Genomic DNA, 15450 nt, shown 5'->3' on the forward strand with positions numbered 1-15450 from the left:
CGCGCAGGTCAGGCCGCATGCTGGTACTCGTGGAGGGTGCCGCCGAGGCGGTCGCGTCGTCGTATGTCGAGGTGGGAGATGGCGTCCGGGTCGGTGATCGGCGGTCGCAGGGGGTGCAGCGGGCGGGCGTCTGCGATGCCTTGGTGGGACCGGTGGGAGTTGTAGTGCTGTTCGAACTCGCGCAGGGCGTGGAGCAGGTGGCGCTGGTTCCAGACCAGGGTGCGGTCCAGCAGTTCGCGTCGGCAGGTCTGCACCCACCGTTCCATGAGCTCGTTCATCCGCGGTATCCGGATCCCGCTGAGTACGACCTCGATCCACGCATCCTCAAGGACGGTGTCGAACAGGGCGGGGGACTTCCCGTCGCGGTCGCGGATCATGAACCGGGCCCGGCAGCCGGCATCCTCGAGATCCATGACAAGGTTTTTCGCGGCCTGCGCCACCCAGGAGGCGGTCGGGTGCGCCGTCGCGCCCAGGACCCGGATGCGCCGGCCGCCGTGCTCGAGCACGGCGAACACGTACAGCCGCGCCCCGGACAGGGTGACCGCTTCGAAGAAGTCACACGCCGGCAGGGCATCAGCCTGGGAGCGCAGAAAGTCCGTCCAGGTGCTGGAACCCCGCTCGGGTACCGGGTCGATCCCCGCCTCCTTCAGGATCTGCCATACCGTGGAAGCAGCCACCTGCACGCCCAGGACGAGCAGCTCACCGTGGATGCGCCGATATCCCCACCCGGGATTCTTGCTCGCCAGGCGCGGGATGATAGCGCGGATGGAGCGCACGGTGCGCGGTCGGCCCCCGCGTTTCGGCCGGGACCGGGCCGTATGGCGGCGCGCGAGGAGATCACGGTGCCGGCGCATCACCGTGTCCGGCCGCACCAGCAGCCGCACCCCGCGCAGCACCTCCGTCGGCAACCGGCGCAGCAATGCTGCCAGGAACGCGCGATCGCCCGGGGTGAACCGCACTCTCCGGCCGTCGAGTTGGCGCTCCAGTACCCCGATCTGATGGCGAAGAGCGAGGCTCTCGGCGTCCTTGCCATGGTCGCTCATCGGCAGTAGGCGCAGCAGGGCGAACGCGTTCGTCACAGCGAGATACGTCAGTCGCAGCAGCACGGCCGGCCATCATGCCGGGGCGATCACCAGCCGCGCGAGTACCCTGCCCCCCAGACAGACCCTCACCTGCATGGATGAGGTTTCCGGCAAGCACAGCGTCAGACTGCCGCGGAGCTGCGCGGCGGCCAGGGTGGGCTTCACGAGGACCTTTCGGGCAGGACGGCTTCAGGGACCGACGGGCGCATACCGCCGTGACAGTCGGCGAGAGCAGCGTGACGATCAGCATCAAAAATACCGCTCACCTCCGACAACGGGACCCGCCCCGGCATATCCCGGTCCCGGTCGTGCGCCGCGCGCATGCCCGGCACAACCGAAATGTCGGTCAGGTCCAGCCTGCGAGGTCGCCCACGAAGTCGTCGTACGAGCGGTTGCCGCCGCGCGGAGAGGGGATCAGCCGACGGGTGAGCGCCGCACGGGCCACCGCCGGGCCGTCGCTCTCCCGGAACACCGGCAGGCCGAGCCCGCGCTTGAGTTCCTCCTTGGCGTCCCTGATACGCCCGGTGTCCTTGTCCAGGAGCTTCGCGGGCACCTTCCACCGCGGACGCACATGCGGAAAGGCGTCCGGGAACAGCAGCAACCAGCTTTCGCTCTCCCAGGCGGCGAGCGCGAGAGCCGTGCGGAACTCCGGGCATTGGCGGGCCAGTTCGTCGGCGAGCGCCTTGCGGATCCGGTCGTAGCCGGCATCCGCGTACCCGTCCAGGTCCTCGTGGACGACGAAGCCGAGCAGGTCGGCGCGCTCCCGGAGGGCCTTCGCGCGGGCCTTCCCGGCCAGGGTCTGCACGGCGGCGGCCAGCTGCGTCCCGGACTTCCTGCGCAGCCGCACAGGGTCGTTGATGCGGACCAACTTGGCGGTGTCACTCAGATCGGGCCGGTGCGCCCGTATCAGCTCGGCGAGGATCTGGCAGTCGTTCTGATCCTCACCAGCCAGCACGATGACGCCCCGCGCCTGGCCCCTGGACGTCCGCGCGCTGGCCCGTCGCCCGCCCGCGGTCACAGCTCACCTCCGGTGAGGTCGCCGCCGAGGACACCTGAGAACCACAGCTCTCCGAGGGGCTGTTCGCCGGACTCCTCGACGATGGCCTTCACCTCGTCGACGGTCAGCGCGGGGATGATCGACGCACCCTCGTCGTCACGGTCGCACACCACGAACTCTTCCGGTCGCAGTCGGTTGACGAGCGCGGGGGAGTGGGTGGCCACGATGAACTGCGTCCGCTCGGCGGCTTCGCGCAGCCGCTGCACGACGAGTTCCAGGGCTTGCGGGTGCAGCCCGTGGTCGATCTCCTCGATACATGTGAACGCCGGCGGGTTCGGGTCGTACAGCAGCGCGAGCAGCCCCAACAGACGGACCGTCCCGTACGACGCGTAGGCGAGCGGGGTGAGCCGGCGCAGGCCGTGTTCACGCAGGACGACGGTCAACTGGTCCGTGGAGCCGCCGACCTCCTCGAACTCGATGCTCTCCAACTGCGGCAGGACGGTCCGGGCGTCGGCGACTAAATCGTCCCAGATCTCCTCACGGCCGCTCAGGTGGATCAGGAATCCGGCCAGGTTCTCGGCATGCGGCGAGAGCGTGGCGAAGTCCGCGCCGCGCAGCCGTGTCGGCTGACGGGCTGCCGCCACGTCGACGTCGAAGACCCGGAACGACGACAGCCGGTCCGCGACCCGTGTCACCTCGTCGCCGCCGTCGGCGGGACCGAGCCGGGGCAGCGTGGACAGACCACTGCTGAGCCTGCGGATACCGAAGCTGCCGCTGTCCTTCGTCTGTCCCGCCCGTTCGTCGACGACGCGAGCTTCCTCGCCGGAGATGCTGATGCGCCGGCCGCGTCCCTGCTTGCGTTTGAACGCGAACCTTTCCTCACGGGACAGGGTGTACCGCGTCCCTCTGCCGTCCCGGTTCGACGGCAGGGAGCGGCGGCGGATGACGAGGTTGTACTCGTCCGGCGCTTTGAGCGTCGAATTACTGGTCCAGGTGGCCTTCAGCTGGATGCGCATCGAGGTCGGCGGCCTGCTCCCGCCCCAGAAGGCCACCTCGTCGAACCCGCCGCGCGAGTCCAGCGCCGGCTGGAGGTCGGTGCGGATGATGTCGGCGAGGAACTCGAAGACCTCCAGCACATTGGACTTGCCCGCGCCGTTCGGGCCCACCAGCACGGTGAGGGGACCGAGCGGCACGGTCACATCCCGCAGGCTGCGGAAGTGCTCGACGTGGAGTTCTAGCAGACGGCCGGGCATGGGCAACCTATCGAGTCGATGCACGGTACGGCGGACGCGCCGGCGCGGGCCGCGGCGACGCGAGGTGCGTACTCCTGCGCGAGTGCTGCTCGCGGACGTCCCGGTGAGCGGGCATAGCGCCTCCTCCGTCGTGTCGTGCGTCCATGGACGGACGATGATCGACCAGCCGTGGACGATCGTGGCTCAGCGTATCTGCCACGGCTGACATCGATTCACCGATCCGCCACGGTTGACTCCGTCGGGCGCCGGCCAGCCTTGAGTGACGCCCAGACGGTCTTGCCCGGGCCGTCACGGCGGTCCGTGACCCTGCCCTTGCCGATAACGTCATCCGCGCTGGTTGGAGCCAGTGCGCGACGGTTCGCGGGATGTCGGCCGCTTCGCCGACGTCGACGACTCTGGCACGACTGGCGATCACCCGGGCATGATGACCGACCATGCTGCTGCGACTGGTGTACCTGGGCATGGCGAGCGCCTTCGCGATGCTGCGGCTGCTGCCGGTGAGCGATCGGGACATGGACGTGGAGGTCCTGGCTCTGCGCCATCAGATCGCAGTGCTGGAGCGGCAGCTGAACGGGCAGCGGGTGCGGTTCGACGCGGGCGACCGGGCGTTCCTGGCGGCGCTGCTCCAGGGTCTGCCGCCCGAGGTGCTGCGTCGGATGCGGCTGCTGGTACGGCCCGACACGGTGCTGCGTTGGCACCGCGACATGGTCGCCCGCCGCCACGCCGCCCGGTCCCGGCCGAAACGCGGGGGCCGACCGCGCACCGTGCGCTCCATCCGCGCCCTGGTCCTGCGCCTGGCCCGCGAGAACCCGGCCTGGGGCTACCGGCGCCTGCACGGTGAACTGCTCGTCCTCGGCGTGAAAGTGGCGGCGTCCACGGTCTGGGAGATCCTCAAGGACGCCGGGATCCCGCCGGCACCCGAGCGGACGTCCAGGACCTGGGCGGACTTCCTGCGCTCCCAGGCGGACGCGCTCCTCGCGTGCGACCTATTCGAAACCTTCACCCTGTCCGGGGCGCGGCTGTAGGTGTTCGCGCCCATCAGGCACACGGACCGGCGCATCCGGGTCCTGGGTGTGACCGCGCACCCGGCCGCCTCCTGGGTCGTGCGGGCGGCGAGGAATCTCGTCGTGGACCTCCAGGACGTCGGCTGCCGGGCCCGCTGCCTGATCCGGGACCGGGACGGGGAGTTCCCCGGACTGTTCGACACGATCCTCGCCGACGCGGGGATCGAGGTCGTGCTCAGCGGCATCCGGATCTCCCGCATGAACTCCGTCATGGAGAGATGGGTGCAGACCTGCCGCCGTGAACTGCTGGACCGCACCCTGATCTGGAACCAGCGGCATCTCCTCTACGCACTGCGGGAGTTCGAGCAGTTCTGCAACGCGCACCGGCCGCACCAGGGCATCGCGAACGCCCGTCGGCTTCACCCCCTGCCACCCCCGATCACCGACCCGGACGCTATCGCCCACCTCGACATACGACGACGCGACCGCTTCGGCGGCACCCTCCACGAGTACCAGCATGCTGCGTGACCAGGCCGGATGAGGTTTCCGGCAAGGGCAACGCTGACCGTCGAGCCGGGCTCGGCCGAGGCCCTCTCCCAGGTCACGGACCAGTTCTCCGCCGCCCTGGGCGTCCGTACGACGCTGCTGGCGGCCACCGGATGACCGCCACGATCACGTGTCCCACATGCGCCCGCAATGAACCGATTGACCTGCGAGGCTCCACAAAAGTAGAGTCTGGGTCATGGAAGACAAGTCGCTACGCGTGGACCCCGACACCCACGCTCGCATCGCCCTCATGGCCCGTGAGCGCGGGATGTCCGCCAAGGAACTCGTCCGCGCCTATGCCCTCGCCGACCGCACCGCCGCAGAGCGCGAGGCCGACGCCGAAGCCACCCGCGGGCGCATCAAAGCCCGCACCGGCCTCACCGTGACCCCGGACATGGAGGGAGCCGCCCGCGGTCTCGTCGCGAGTATGAAGGCCGAGGCCACCGCCGCGTGAAGTACCACATCGTCCTCGATGACACAGCGCTCGTCGCCCTGCACCAGGCTCACCCCTTCCTGAACGGGCTCCTCGTCGAAGCGTCCCGCAGCGACGAGATCGAACTCCACGTGCCCGCAGGCTGCCTCACACACGCGGAGACAGAGCGGCCTGGCATCGCTTCCTTCGCTCTCGAAGAGCCCTGGCTCACCGTCGACCCGCTCGACGGTGAGGCCTCGGCAGCCGTCGCCCCGCTCCTGGCCAAGGGCTTTCCCCTCACTGTGGCGCATGCCGTGCACGCCGCCACCCCAGCCATGCACGGACTGATCACTTTGGCGCCCGAACGTTACGAGGCGTGGCCAGCTGTGCAGGCCCGCCACCCCGACCGACCGCATCCCTCGGAGTGATTCATCAGGTGCCGAACCTCCGGAGGCAGGCGCCGTGCCCGGCGGACCAAGAGGCTGGCGGACCGGGGAAGCCGGACTCCACCCAGACTGTCCTGCCCGTCTCAGGCCCGCGGCAGCAGTGACCGTGCTGCCGCATCCTGCCGAACTGCTGGTGGCCGAGAGCTACCCGGGCGCCGCCGCGCACACGGCGCTGCTGATCCGCTCGGACGGCCACCTCGTCACCGTGCTGAGCGGAGTGCGCCCGGCAGATCTGTAGGCAGGCGGCCGAGGCGGCGCTGGGCGGTCCGGCCAGGTCGGAGACGGCGGCGGGGGACGGGCTGAGAACTCCGCACCGCCTGCACCCAGCGCACCATCACCCTCCCGCCCGAGGCCGGCGCCCAACTCTGGCAGCCCCTCCCTCCAGTACGGCACCGCGGAGTGGCAGCGCGTCTACTGCTCGGTGTCCGAGGTGCTGTGGCTTGCGTGGAAGCGTCACGCACTCTTTCCCTCGCCCTCTACATCGAGTTTGACCGACGTGTGCCGTCGGAAGTCGGCCGTTAGTGAACATGTGGCGATCGCAGCGGATTGGCCTGTTCGCGCTGATTTCGCAGGGGTGATTTTGCCTCATAAACGAGCGCACCAAGTCACTGATACGCACTCCACCCGGTGCGGGCAAGACAATGCTCGCGGAGCGGCTGCCCGCGGTCCTGCCCCGACTGACCCGGGAGGAGTCGCTGGAGGTGACGGCGGTACACTCGGTGGCCGGTCTGCTGCCACCGGGCAAACCCCTGATCGATGTCGCTCCCTACTGTGCCCCGCACCACTCGTCACCGCTGGCGCCCAGCAGGGGGCCGCTCTATGAGGCGGCCTCGGTGTCGAGGCTTGGCGCCGGCGGGTCGCCCATAGTGCGGAAGATGCGGCGGAGTCCCGCGATCTCTGATTCGGTGAGCGGCGGCCGGGCCGCGACGAACTCGCTCACGAACTCGTCGAGATCCTGGCCGGGTATCGGCCAGCACCAGCCGTCAGCGTCGATCATCATGAGACCGGCTCCCTCATGCGTGGAGTGGTCTACCGAAGCGCCTGGATCGCCTCGAAGCAGCAGGCCCGCAGTTCTCTACTGGTGTCCGCTCCTCAGCCGCGATGCCGGTCCAGAAGTCGTGGCCGACGATCACGGTGGCGAGTTCGACTGCCCTCGTTCGCAGCACGTGGATGCGCTGCAGGTCGGCAGAGTCCCAGCGGGGGGAATCGGGGCGGGAGGGGGTACGCCATGCGTTCTCGTGGGTCGTCCATGCGGACAGCGGTTCGGCGGACCAGGGCTGCCTCTAGAGCAAGTTATTCCTGGGCCTCGGTGAGGTCCTTCGGGAAGTCGTGCGTCGTCTTGTGTTTCGTCACCGCATATAAATGGTACTGCCGTTCGCACAGTCGGCCGGGTTGCCGGGCGGACGAGTTCCAAATCGCCCGTGTGATGGAGCCACGTCGCGGCGGACGGCGGGGTGCCCCTCGAAAGCCGTCGCCCGCGCCGGCCTGGCGGCCGAATGCCGACTGGAGACAACTGCCGCTGTTCGGACAGGTCCCGCGTGACTACGGCCGCCTTGATCAGGCCTCCGTCGCCCACCAGCTCGCCGAAGCATCCGCTTCGCCGTCAACCGCAGCCTGGCCCTCGTCCTCACCGGAGACGTCGAGGGCGGCGCCATCCGCCACACGGAGATCTTTGCCTCCCTGCGGGCCCTGGGCCTGAGGGTCGGCCACATCGTCGCAGTCCTGGAGGAGACGGGGATCTTCGAGGACGACAGTGAGCCCTCCTTCGAGGGCTGGTTCGCCGAGAGGCTGGAGGGTCTCGCGCCAGGCATCCGCTCGGAAGCCGCCTTCGCTGGTCTTTCACCGATCCCTTCCTCGTCCGGGCTGACCAACCGACACCGTCTCAACCGCAGCGGCGACCGGCAGCTCAACCGGGCCATGCACACGATCACCCTGATCTGGATGCGACTCGAGCCCTCTACGAAGACGTACGTCGCACGCTAGATCGCCGAAGGGAAAACCTCCCGTGACGCGCAGCGATGCCTCAAGCGGGTGATCTGCCGCCAGATCTTCAAGATCCTTGAGCGTGCCGACCGGAACCGACTCGGCAACGTCGAAGAACTCGCTCAAGCGGCTTGACACGACATAGCAGCCTCGGGATGGTCGTGATCACGCTGCCACCGCCTCGGCCACCTGGATCTGCTCGACGGCCGGGACCGGCTTCGCGCGGTGAACCTTGACCGACGGGGCACAGCGCTTCATGGGCACCCGGCCCAAGCCGAGCCGCTTGTATGTCGTGCGGATGGCGTCGAGGTCGGCGGTCTCCCGCGACGAGGTGACGCGCTCGACGACCCACGCGCCGCAGATGCCGACGGGCAGCCGGTCGAGGACCTTGCGCGCGGCCCGCTTTCCGCGGTCGGCGCGGCGGGCCTGGTCGGCGGCACGGTCGTACTCCTTGGCGGCAGCCTCGATCGTCTCGACCGACGGCATCTCCTCGTCGCTGTAGACGTCGGCCGGGTCCGGCGCGGTGACCGGCGCCTGCTGCGCCTGCTCGACGACGGGGGCGGCCGGGGCGAACGGCCGAGCGGACCGCGTCGCGGGCGGCGCCGAGCAGGCGCGTGGTGGGGGACTGGGCGCGGAGGGTGGCGCGAAGCGTCTTGTTGTACGTGCGACGCTCGCGATGGATGGCAGACTTCGCTGCATCAGCCGAAGCTCCTTCTGTTCAAGGACTTCGCTCAGGCCCGGCGCAGACGGTGCGAACGCCAAAGCGGGGCCCCATTTCTATGGGTGGCCCCGCTCAGATCAGCAGGTTTACCACCCGCGCGTGTGCCACTCCGGCAGATGCGGACGCTCGGCGCCCAGGGTCGTGTCGTTGCCGTGGCCCGGGTAGACCCAGGTCTCGTCCGGGAGCACGAAGACCTTCGCCTCCAGGCCCGACATCAACGACTCGAAGTCCTTGGGACGTGTTGTCCGACCAGGACCCCCCGGGAACAGACAGTCCCCGGTGAACACATGGGGATGTCCGTGCGGGTCGTCGTAGACGAGGGCGATCGACCCCGGAGTGTGCCCGACCAGGTGGCGCGCGGTGAGTTCCACGTGCCCCACCCGGATGGTGTCGCCGTCGTCGACCAGGACGTCGGTCGGCACCGGAATGCCGTCGGCGTCGTCCCGGCCGGCGTACGTGCGCGCGCCGGTGGCCTCGACGACCGCGGCGAGGGCCTGCCAGTGGTCGCCGTGCTGGTGCGTGGTGACGACGGACGCGATGCCGTCGTCACCGATCATGCCGAGCAATGCGTCCGCGTCGTTGGCGGCGTCGATCAGCAGTTGCTCGTCCGTGGCCCGGCAGCGCAGCAGATAGGCGTTGTTGTCCATCGGGCCGACCGCGATCTTGGAGATCATCAGGTCCTTGAGCTCGTGCACGTCGGCGGGGCCACCGACCGTCACCTGTCCGCTGTACGTCATGGCGGCAGCCTATAGCGGGAGAGCGGTCCAGGGACGGTCCAGGAGCTACAGCGGGGGGAGTGACGGCAAGGTGCCGCCCTGCGCGGTGAGCCCGGCCCCGTCGCGGCGCCCGGCGAGCCAGCCGAGCAGCTCGGGCGCCGGGCCCGTGACGGTGATCTCGGGCGTGCCCGCCTCCCGGCCCGTGCTCCACGCGCGCGTGCCGTCCGTGAGACGGGTCGGCGGCACATCCGGGTGCCCGGTGAACCGCTCCGCGAGGAAGTCGATCTCCCGCTCCACGAACTCCGCCGGCAGATCCTCCAGCTCGTACCCGATCCCGAGATCCACGTGATGCAACTCCACCTCGACCCACCGCCGGAACGGCACCCGGGCCGCCGCGTCGGTGACCCCGTTGCGCAGCTCGACGGTGCGCGACCAGTCCGCGGGTGCTGCCCCTGTCTCCTGGAAGCGGGCCGCGCTGTCGCGCACGTCGGTGAGCTGCACATCGAGGGGGCGCGGGGCGTCCCGCTCGATGTCGGCGTCCCGGGCCGTCGCCGAGACGTACATGGGGCGCCCTTGGAGGACGTTCACGAGGGCGTCAGCGTTACGGGCGAGGTGCGCGAGGACGTGGCCGCGGCTCCAGCCAGGGAGGCGTGACGGCTCGGCCACCGACGCGTTGTCCAGCTTGGCCGCTGCGGTGAGCAGCCGTTCCGTCGCTTCACGTACAGACACCAGGTCACGAGCGTGATCAATCATGGTGCTGACACTAGCCCCGCCACACCTTTGGGTGAAGGTGGTGAACGAGTGCCGTAAATCGAATGCGCGTGCTATAGGGTCGGTCTTGGCGTCGGGCATGCTGGATGGTCCGGGATTGTTGTCCCATTCGGGAATCCGACCGGCGTTGTCAGTGGCTCCCCCTAGTGTGAGAAAGCACGGGGGCCTCGCCCCTGTCACTTCTCTCAAGAAAGGTGCGGACCGGCGTGGCCGACCGTCTCATCGTCCGTGGCGCGCGCGAGCACAACCTGAAGAATGTCTCGCTCGACCTGCCGCGCGACTCGCTCATCGTCTTCACGGGCCTGTCGGGGTCGGGCAAGTCCTCGCTGGCCTTCGACACCATCTTCGCCGAGGGACAGCGGCGCTACGTGGAGTCGCTGTCGTCGTACGCCCGGCAGTTCCTCGGCCAGATGGACAAGCCGGACGTCGACTTCATCGAGGGCCTCTCTCCGGCGGTCTCCATCGACCAGAAGTCGACCTCGCGCAACCCGCGCTCGACGGTCGGCACCATCACCGAGGTCTACGACTACCTGCGCCTGCTCTTCGCGCGCATCGGCAAGCCGCACTGCCCCCAGTGCAGCCGCCCGATCTCGCGCCAGTCGCCGCAGGCCATCGTCGACAGGGTTCTGGAGCTGCCGGAGGGGAGCCGCTTCCAGGTGCTGTCGCCGCTGGTGCGCGAGCGCAAGGGCGAGTTCGTCGACCTCTTCGCCGATCTTCAGACCAAGGGCTACTCCCGCGCGCGCGTGGACGGCGAGACGATCCAGCTCTCCAACCCGCCCACGCTGAAGAAGCAGGAGAAGCACACCATCGAGGTGGTCGTCGACCGCCTCACGGTGAAGGATTCCGCCAAGCGCCGCCTCACCGACTCCGTGGAGACCGCCCTCGGCCTGTCCGGCGGCATGGTCGTGCTCGACTTCGTCGACCTCCCCGAGGACGACCCCGAGCGCGAGCGCATGTACTCGGAGCACCTGTACTGCCCGTACGACGACCTGTCCTTCGAGGAGCTGGAGCCTCGCTCCTTCTCCTTCAACTCGCCCTTCGGCGCCTGCCCCGAGTGCACCGGTATCGGCACGCGCATGGAGGTCGACCCCGAGCTGATCGTCCCGGACGAGGACAAGTCCCTCGACGAGGGCGCCATCCACCCCTGGTCGCACGGGCACACCAAGGACTACTTCGGCCGCCTGATCGGTGCCCTCGCGGATGCGCTGGGATTCCGGACGGACATCCCCTTCGCGGGCCTGCCGCAGCGCGCCAAGAAGGCGCTCCTGCACGGGCACAAGACGCAGATCGAGGTCCGCTACCGGAACAGGTACGGACGTGAGCGCGTCTACACCACGCCGTTCGAAGGGGCCGTCCCCTTCGTCAAGCGCCGGCACGGCGAGGCCGAGAGCGACGCCAGCCGTGAGCGCTTCGAGGGCTACATGCGTGAGGTGCCCTGCCCCACCTGTGAGGGCACCCGCCTGAAGCCGATCGTCCTCGCGGTCACGATCATGGAGAGGTCGATCGCCGAGGTCTCCGCGATGTCCATCAGCGACTGCGCGGAGTTCCTGGGCGAGCTGAAGCTCAACGCCCGCGACAAGAAGATCGCCGAGCGCGTGCTGAAGGAGGTCAACGAGCGGCTGCGGTTCCTGGTCGACGTAGGCCTGGACTACCTCTCGCTCAACCGGGCGGCGGGCACCCTCTCCGGCGGCGAGGCCCAGCGCATCCGCCTGGCCACCCAGATCGGCTCCGGACTCGTCGGCGTCCTGTACGTCCTCGACGAGCCGTCCATCGGTCTGCACCAGCGCGACAACCACCGGCTCATCGAGACCCTCGTCCGGCTGCGCGACATGGGCAACACGCTCATCGTCGTCGAGCACGACGAGGACACCATCAAGACCGCCGACTGGGTCGTCGACATCGGCCCCGGCGCCGGTGAGCACGGCGGCAAGGTCGTGCACAGCGGCTCCCTGAAGGAGCTGCTCGTCAACGCCGAGTCGCAGACCGGGCAGTACCTGGCCGGCAAGAAGTCCATCCCGCTGCCCGACATCCGTCGCCCGCAGGACCCGTCCCGTCGGCTCACGGTGCACGGCGCCCGCGAGAACAACCTGCAGGACATCGACGTGTCCTTCCCGCTGGGCGTGTTCACCGCGGTCACCGGCGTCTCCGGCTCCGGCAAGTCGACGCTGGTCAACGACATCCTGTACACGCACCTGGCCCGCGAGCTCAACGGCGCGCGCAACGTCCCCGGGCGGCACACGCGCGTGGACGGTGACGACCTCGTCGACAAGGTCGTGCACGTCGACCAGTCGCCCATCGGCCGCACCCCGCGCTCGAACCCGGCGACGTACACCGGCGTCTTCGACCACATCCGCAAGCTGTTCGCCGAGACCACCGAGGCGAAGGTCCGCGGCTACATGCCGGGCCGCTTCTCCTTCAACGTCAAGGGCGGCCGCTGCGAGAACTGCGCGGGCGACGGCACGATCAAGATCGAGATGAACTTCCTCCCGGACGTGTACGTCCCGTGCGAGGTCTGCCACGGCGCCCGGTACAACCGGGAGACCCTGGAGGTCCACTACAAGGGCAAGTCCATCTCCGAGGTCCTGAACATGCCGATCGAGGAAGCCATGGACTTCTTCGAGGCCGTCCCGGCGATCAACCGCCACCTCAGGACGCTCAACGACGTCGGTCTCGGCTATGTCCGGCTCGGCCAGTCCGCGACCACCCTGTCCGGCGGTGAGGCACAGCGAGTGAAGCTCGCCAGCGAACTGCAGAAGCGCTCCACCGGTCGCACGGTCTACGTCCTCGACGAGCCGACCACGGGCCTGCACTTCGAGGACATCAGCAAGCTGCTGAAGGTCCTGTCCGGCCTGGTCGACAAGGGCAACACGGTCATCGTCATCGAGCACAACCTCGACGTGATCAAGACCGCCGACTGGATCGTGGACATGGGTCCCGAGGGCGGTGCCGGCGGTGGCCTCGTCATCGCCGAGGGCACGCCCGAGGAGGTCGCCGCGGTCCCCACCAGCCACACCGGCAAGTTCCTGCGCGAGATCCTCGACGCCGACCGGATCAGCGACGCGGCCTCGGTGAAGGCCCCGCGCAAGGCGGCAGCCAAGAAGACGGTCGCGGCGGGCTCGACGGTGAAGAAGACGGCGACGGCCAGGACCACGAAGACGACCAAGGCCGCCAACAACACCGCCACCAAGAAGGCGGCCGGCGCCACGAAGAAGGCGGCACCCGCGAAGAAGACGACGCGGGCCCGCAAGGCCTGAGGCTCGCGGGCAACGAGCCCGAACATCGAACACATCCCGAAAAGTGCGGCGCCCCGCGGGAACTCCCCGCGGGGCGCCGCACGTTCCATGATCAGCCGCTCGGTCCCCGCGGCTGTGACGAACCTTGACTCCTCAAGAGTGGACAACAGTGGAACGGAACGCCTCCTAGAAGTCCCCCAGCTCGGAGGCGTACGGCGGCTCGGCGCCCGCCCGGGAGCAGGTGATCGCGGCAGCCCGCGCCGCGAACCGCAACAGCCGTGTCCAGCCGTCGGCGCCCAGTCCCACCAGCGCCTCGGCGGACAGGGCGTCCTGGGCGGCCAGGCCGTGCAACAGGGCCGCGTTCACGGTGTCGCCCGCACCGATCGTGTCGACGACGTCGACCTCCTCGCCCGCTACGGCGTGCACCGCACCGTCCCGTGTGAAGGCGGTCAGCCCGTCACCGCCCTGAGTGATCACGACGGCCGCAGGTCCCGCGGCCAGCCACTCGCGCGGGGTGCCGCCCAGCCACAGCGCGTCCTCCTCGGAGAGCTTGAGCAACGACACCGACGGCAGCCAGCTCTTGAATCGGGCCCGATAGCCGTCCGGGTCCGGGATCAGTCCGGCCCGGATGTTCGGGTCGAGCGCGGTGAACACCCCTTGCCCGGCCGCGCTCCGCATCAGCTCCTCATAGGCGCTCGCCCCCGGTTCCAGGACGAGCGAGCAGGTACCGAAGGAGACCGCGCGGGTCTGCGCGGGCAGCTCCGGGGGTGCCGTGAAGAGCCGGTCGGCGGTGCCCTCCACGTAGAAGGAGTAGGCGGCCGAGCCCTTCGCGTCGATGGTGGCGACCGCCAGGGTGGTCGGCTCCATACCGCGCTGCACCGCCGACACGTCCACCCCGGCCTCCCGCAGCCCGTCGAGCAGGGCCTCACCGAAGGCGTCGTAGGAGGTGCGGGAGCAGAAGGCGGTGGGGGAGCCGAGGCGGCCGAGGGCCACGGCGGTGTTGTAGGGCCCACCGCCGAGCGCCGGCTTCAGGCCCGCCAGGGCGCCCGTGCCCTGCGGTACCAGGTCGATCAGGGCCTCACCGGCGACGACGATCACGAGACGGTTCCTTTCACGGACGTCAGGGGCTGTTCGGGGCGGTCGGATGGCAGGGGCTTGGCGGTGCCCTCGGGTTTCGCGGATGTCCCGGACCCCCGAGGCTGTTCGGCGCAGCCGCACGAGGTGCGATGCACGAAGGTGCAGGGCAGACGCACCGTCCGGGCAGGCCGGTCCGGCGAGGCGAGGCGGTCCAGCAGCACACGGACCGCGCGGGCGCCGATGTCCCGGCTGGGTTGGGCTATCGCGGTGAGCCGGGGCGAGAACAGGTCGGCCCAGGCGAAGTCGTCGAAGCAGCACAGCGCGATGTCTTCGGGCACGGACAGACCGCAGTCGCGCAGGGCGCGCAGGGCGCCGATCGTCATCGCGTTGTTGGCCGTGACGAGCGCGGTGGGCGGCGCGGCGAGCGACAGCAGTGCGGCGGTGGCCTGTTCGGCGCCGGCCGACTCGGAGTCGCCGTGCACGACGAGGTGTTCGTCGAAGGCGAGCCCGGCAGCCGTCAGGCCGTCCCGGTATCCGGTGAGCCGCTCGCTGGTGGTGCTGAGTCCGGGCAGGCCGGCGACCATGGCGATCCGCCGGTGGCCGAGGTCGGCGAGATGAGTGACGAGCCGGGCCACGGGTTCGGCGCTGTCGGCGCAGACCTGGTCGAAGTGCGGCGAGCCGTCGGCCGTGCTGTCGACCACGCGGTCGAGGAGGACGGCCGGCACATTGTGGCGCCCGAGGTAGGCGATGAGTTCGCGCGGGTCCGCGGAGGGTGCGACGATCATGCCGTCCACGCGGCGTTCGTGGAGGAGCTGGACGACCTTGCGTTCATGCTCCGGATCGTCGTGCGGGTCGGCGATGAGCAGGCTGTAGCCGTGTTCCAGGGCAGCGGCCTCGACGCCCTGGAGTATCTCCGTGAAGTACGGATTGCTGATCGCCGACACCGCGAGCCCTATGGACCGGGTGCGGGAGGTCACCAGGGAGCGGGCGAGGGTGTTGGGCGTGTAGCCGAGCTCGTCCATGGCGTCCAGCACCGCCTGGCGGGTGTGGGGCAGCACCGGCCGGGTGCCGTTCAGCACATGCGAGACGGTCGCCACGGACACGCCGGCGCTCCGCGCGACGTCGGCCATGGTTGCCATCGCGGTCCCCTCCCGGTTCTGCCTGTGCCGCGCGCCCCTCCCCGGGCCGTCGCGGGTCTTCTGGCCGGGA

The 15450-nt window shown here is 69.5% G+C and carries 14 protein-coding genes and 3 pseudogenes; 8 read left to right on the forward strand and 9 right to left on the reverse strand.

Annotation, left to right across the window (positions count from 1 at the left end; all coding sequences use genetic code 11):
* Nucleotides 1-8 precede the first annotated feature (8 nt).
* The 3 genes from ADL12_RS43110 to ADL12_RS43120 form a co-directional block, all read right to left on the reverse strand.
* Nucleotides 9-1106: an integrase core domain-containing protein gene (locus tag ADL12_RS43110; protein WP_062713737.1), complete on the reverse strand. Its 1098-nt coding sequence runs from the start codon at nucleotides 1104-1106 to the stop codon at nucleotides 9-11.
* Nucleotides 1107-1428: 322 nt separating this feature from the next.
* Complete coding sequence (locus ADL12_RS43115) at nucleotides 1429-2037, reverse strand: hypothetical protein (protein WP_062713817.1); 609 nt, start codon at nucleotides 2035-2037, stop codon at nucleotides 1429-1431.
* Nucleotides 2038-2096: 59 nt separating this feature from the next.
* Nucleotides 2097-3332: an AAA family ATPase gene (locus ADL12_RS43120; RefSeq protein WP_062713738.1), complete on the reverse strand. Its 1236-nt coding sequence runs from the start codon at nucleotides 3330-3332 to the stop codon at nucleotides 2097-2099.
* Nucleotides 3333-3766: 434 nt separating this feature from the next.
* On the opposite strand from ADL12_RS43120, the pseudogene ADL12_RS43125 reads away from it, so the two are divergent.
* The 6 genes and pseudogenes from ADL12_RS43125 to ADL12_RS51970 all read left to right on the forward strand — a co-directional run.
* Nucleotides 3767-4864, forward strand: a pseudogene (locus ADL12_RS43125) (helix-turn-helix domain-containing protein).
* 9 nt (nucleotides 4865-4873) lie between these two features.
* Entirely contained in the window at nucleotides 4874-4999 is a 126-nt protein-coding gene (locus ADL12_RS51960) for a hypothetical protein (protein ID WP_425265213.1), read from the forward strand.
* A 79-nt stretch (nucleotides 5000-5078) separates the two neighbouring features.
* Nucleotides 5079-5336, forward strand: a complete 258-nt coding sequence (locus ADL12_RS55845; protein ID WP_107120175.1) for a hypothetical protein — start codon at nucleotides 5079-5081, stop codon at nucleotides 5334-5336.
* Nucleotides 5333-5722 carry a PIN domain-containing protein gene (locus ADL12_RS43135; RefSeq protein ID WP_062713746.1) on the forward strand — a complete coding sequence of 130 codons (390 nt, stop codon included), beginning with the start codon at nucleotides 5333-5335 and terminating at the stop codon, nucleotides 5720-5722. Before ADL12_RS55845 ends, ADL12_RS43135 begins: the two co-directional genes overlap by 4 nt.
* 103 nt (nucleotides 5723-5825) lie before the next feature.
* Nucleotides 5826-6039: pseudogene (locus tag ADL12_RS58775) on the forward strand (FAD-dependent monooxygenase); the annotation flags it as partial.
* Nucleotides 6040-6360: 321 nt separating this feature from the next.
* Nucleotides 6361-6537, forward strand: a pseudogene (locus tag ADL12_RS51970) (ATP-binding protein); the annotation flags it as partial.
* A 20-nt stretch (nucleotides 6538-6557) separates the two neighbouring features.
* On the opposite strand, the gene ADL12_RS54640 reads toward ADL12_RS51970, so the two are convergent.
* Nucleotides 6558-6740 carry a hypothetical protein gene (locus tag ADL12_RS54640; RefSeq protein WP_062713747.1) on the reverse strand — a complete coding sequence of 61 codons (183 nt, stop codon included), beginning with the start codon at nucleotides 6738-6740 and terminating at the stop codon, nucleotides 6558-6560.
* Between the two features lie 863 nt (nucleotides 6741-7603).
* Between ADL12_RS54640 and ADL12_RS57410 the strand changes: the two genes are divergently transcribed.
* Nucleotides 7604-7723 carry an IS110 family transposase gene (locus ADL12_RS57410; protein ID WP_244188260.1) on the forward strand — a complete coding sequence of 40 codons (120 nt, stop codon included), beginning with the start codon at nucleotides 7604-7606 and terminating at the stop codon, nucleotides 7721-7723.
* A gap of 165 nt (nucleotides 7724-7888) precedes the next feature.
* Here the strand turns inward: ADL12_RS57410 and ADL12_RS43145 are convergent, their stop codons facing one another.
* The 3 genes from ADL12_RS43145 to ADL12_RS43155 all read right to left on the reverse strand — a co-directional run bounded on the left by ADL12_RS43145 (nucleotide 7889) and on the right by ADL12_RS43155 (nucleotide 9913).
* Nucleotides 7889-8422: a hypothetical protein gene (locus ADL12_RS43145; RefSeq protein ID WP_167364474.1), complete on the reverse strand. Its 534-nt coding sequence runs from the start codon at nucleotides 8420-8422 to the stop codon at nucleotides 7889-7891.
* Between the two features lie 108 nt (nucleotides 8423-8530).
* Nucleotides 8531-9181: an MBL fold metallo-hydrolase gene (locus ADL12_RS43150; RefSeq protein ID WP_062713749.1), complete on the reverse strand. Its 651-nt coding sequence runs from the start codon at nucleotides 9179-9181 to the stop codon at nucleotides 8531-8533.
* Nucleotides 9182-9226: 45 nt separating this feature from the next.
* Entirely contained in the window at nucleotides 9227-9913 is a 687-nt protein-coding gene (locus ADL12_RS43155; RefSeq protein ID WP_062713750.1) for a maleylpyruvate isomerase family mycothiol-dependent enzyme, read from the reverse strand.
* A 224-nt stretch (nucleotides 9914-10137) separates the two neighbouring features.
* Here ADL12_RS43155 and uvrA point away from each other — a divergent pair, with 224 nt between their 5' ends.
* On the forward strand, nucleotides 10138-13185 hold the full coding sequence (uvrA, locus tag ADL12_RS43160) for an excinuclease ABC subunit UvrA (RefSeq protein ID WP_062713751.1): 3048 nt from the start codon (nucleotides 10138-10140) through the stop codon (nucleotides 13183-13185).
* Nucleotides 13186-13350: 165 nt separating this feature from the next.
* Here the strand turns inward: uvrA and ADL12_RS43165 are convergent, their stop codons facing one another.
* Complete coding sequence (locus tag ADL12_RS43165; RefSeq protein WP_062713753.1) at nucleotides 13351-14262, reverse strand: carbohydrate kinase family protein; 912 nt, start codon at nucleotides 14260-14262, stop codon at nucleotides 13351-13353.
* Nucleotides 14259-15380 (reverse strand): LacI family DNA-binding transcriptional regulator, encoded by a 1122-nt coding sequence (locus tag ADL12_RS43170; protein ID WP_062713755.1) that lies wholly within the window; start codon nucleotides 15378-15380, stop codon nucleotides 14259-14261. Before ADL12_RS43170 ends, ADL12_RS43165 begins: the two co-directional genes overlap by 4 nt.
* Between the last annotated feature and the right edge of the window lie 70 nt (nucleotides 15381-15450).

The sequence above is a fragment of the Streptomyces regalis genome (assembly GCF_001509475.1).
GTDB classification, from domain to species: domain Bacteria; phylum Actinomycetota; class Actinomycetes; order Streptomycetales; family Streptomycetaceae; genus Streptomyces; species Streptomyces regalis.

Coding starts and splice junctions, on each gene's coding strand:
- ADL12_RS43145 (WP_167364474.1), bottom strand. CDS start 8,422: ATGCAGCGAAGTCTGCCATCCATCGCGAGCGTCGCACGTACAACAAGA.
- ADL12_RS43155 (WP_062713750.1), bottom strand. CDS start 9,913: ATGATTGATCACGCTCGTGACCTGGTGTCTGTACGTGAAGCGACGGAA.
- ADL12_RS43170 (WP_062713755.1), bottom strand. CDS start 15,380: ATGGCAACCATGGCCGACGTCGCGCGGAGCGCCGGCGTGTCCGTGGCG.
- ADL12_RS43150 (WP_062713749.1), bottom strand. CDS start 9,181: ATGACGTACAGCGGACAGGTGACGGTCGGTGGCCCCGCCGACGTGCAC.
- ADL12_RS51960 (WP_425265213.1), top strand. CDS start 4,874: ATGAGGTTTCCGGCAAGGGCAACGCTGACCGTCGAGCCGGGCTCGGCC.
- ADL12_RS54640 (WP_062713747.1), bottom strand. CDS start 6,740: ATGATGATCGACGCTGACGGCTGGTGCTGGCCGATACCCGGCCAGGAT.
- ADL12_RS55845 (WP_107120175.1), top strand. CDS start 5,079: ATGGAAGACAAGTCGCTACGCGTGGACCCCGACACCCACGCTCGCATC.
- ADL12_RS43120 (WP_062713738.1), bottom strand. CDS start 3,332: ATGCCCGGCCGTCTGCTAGAACTCCACGTCGAGCACTTCCGCAGCCTG.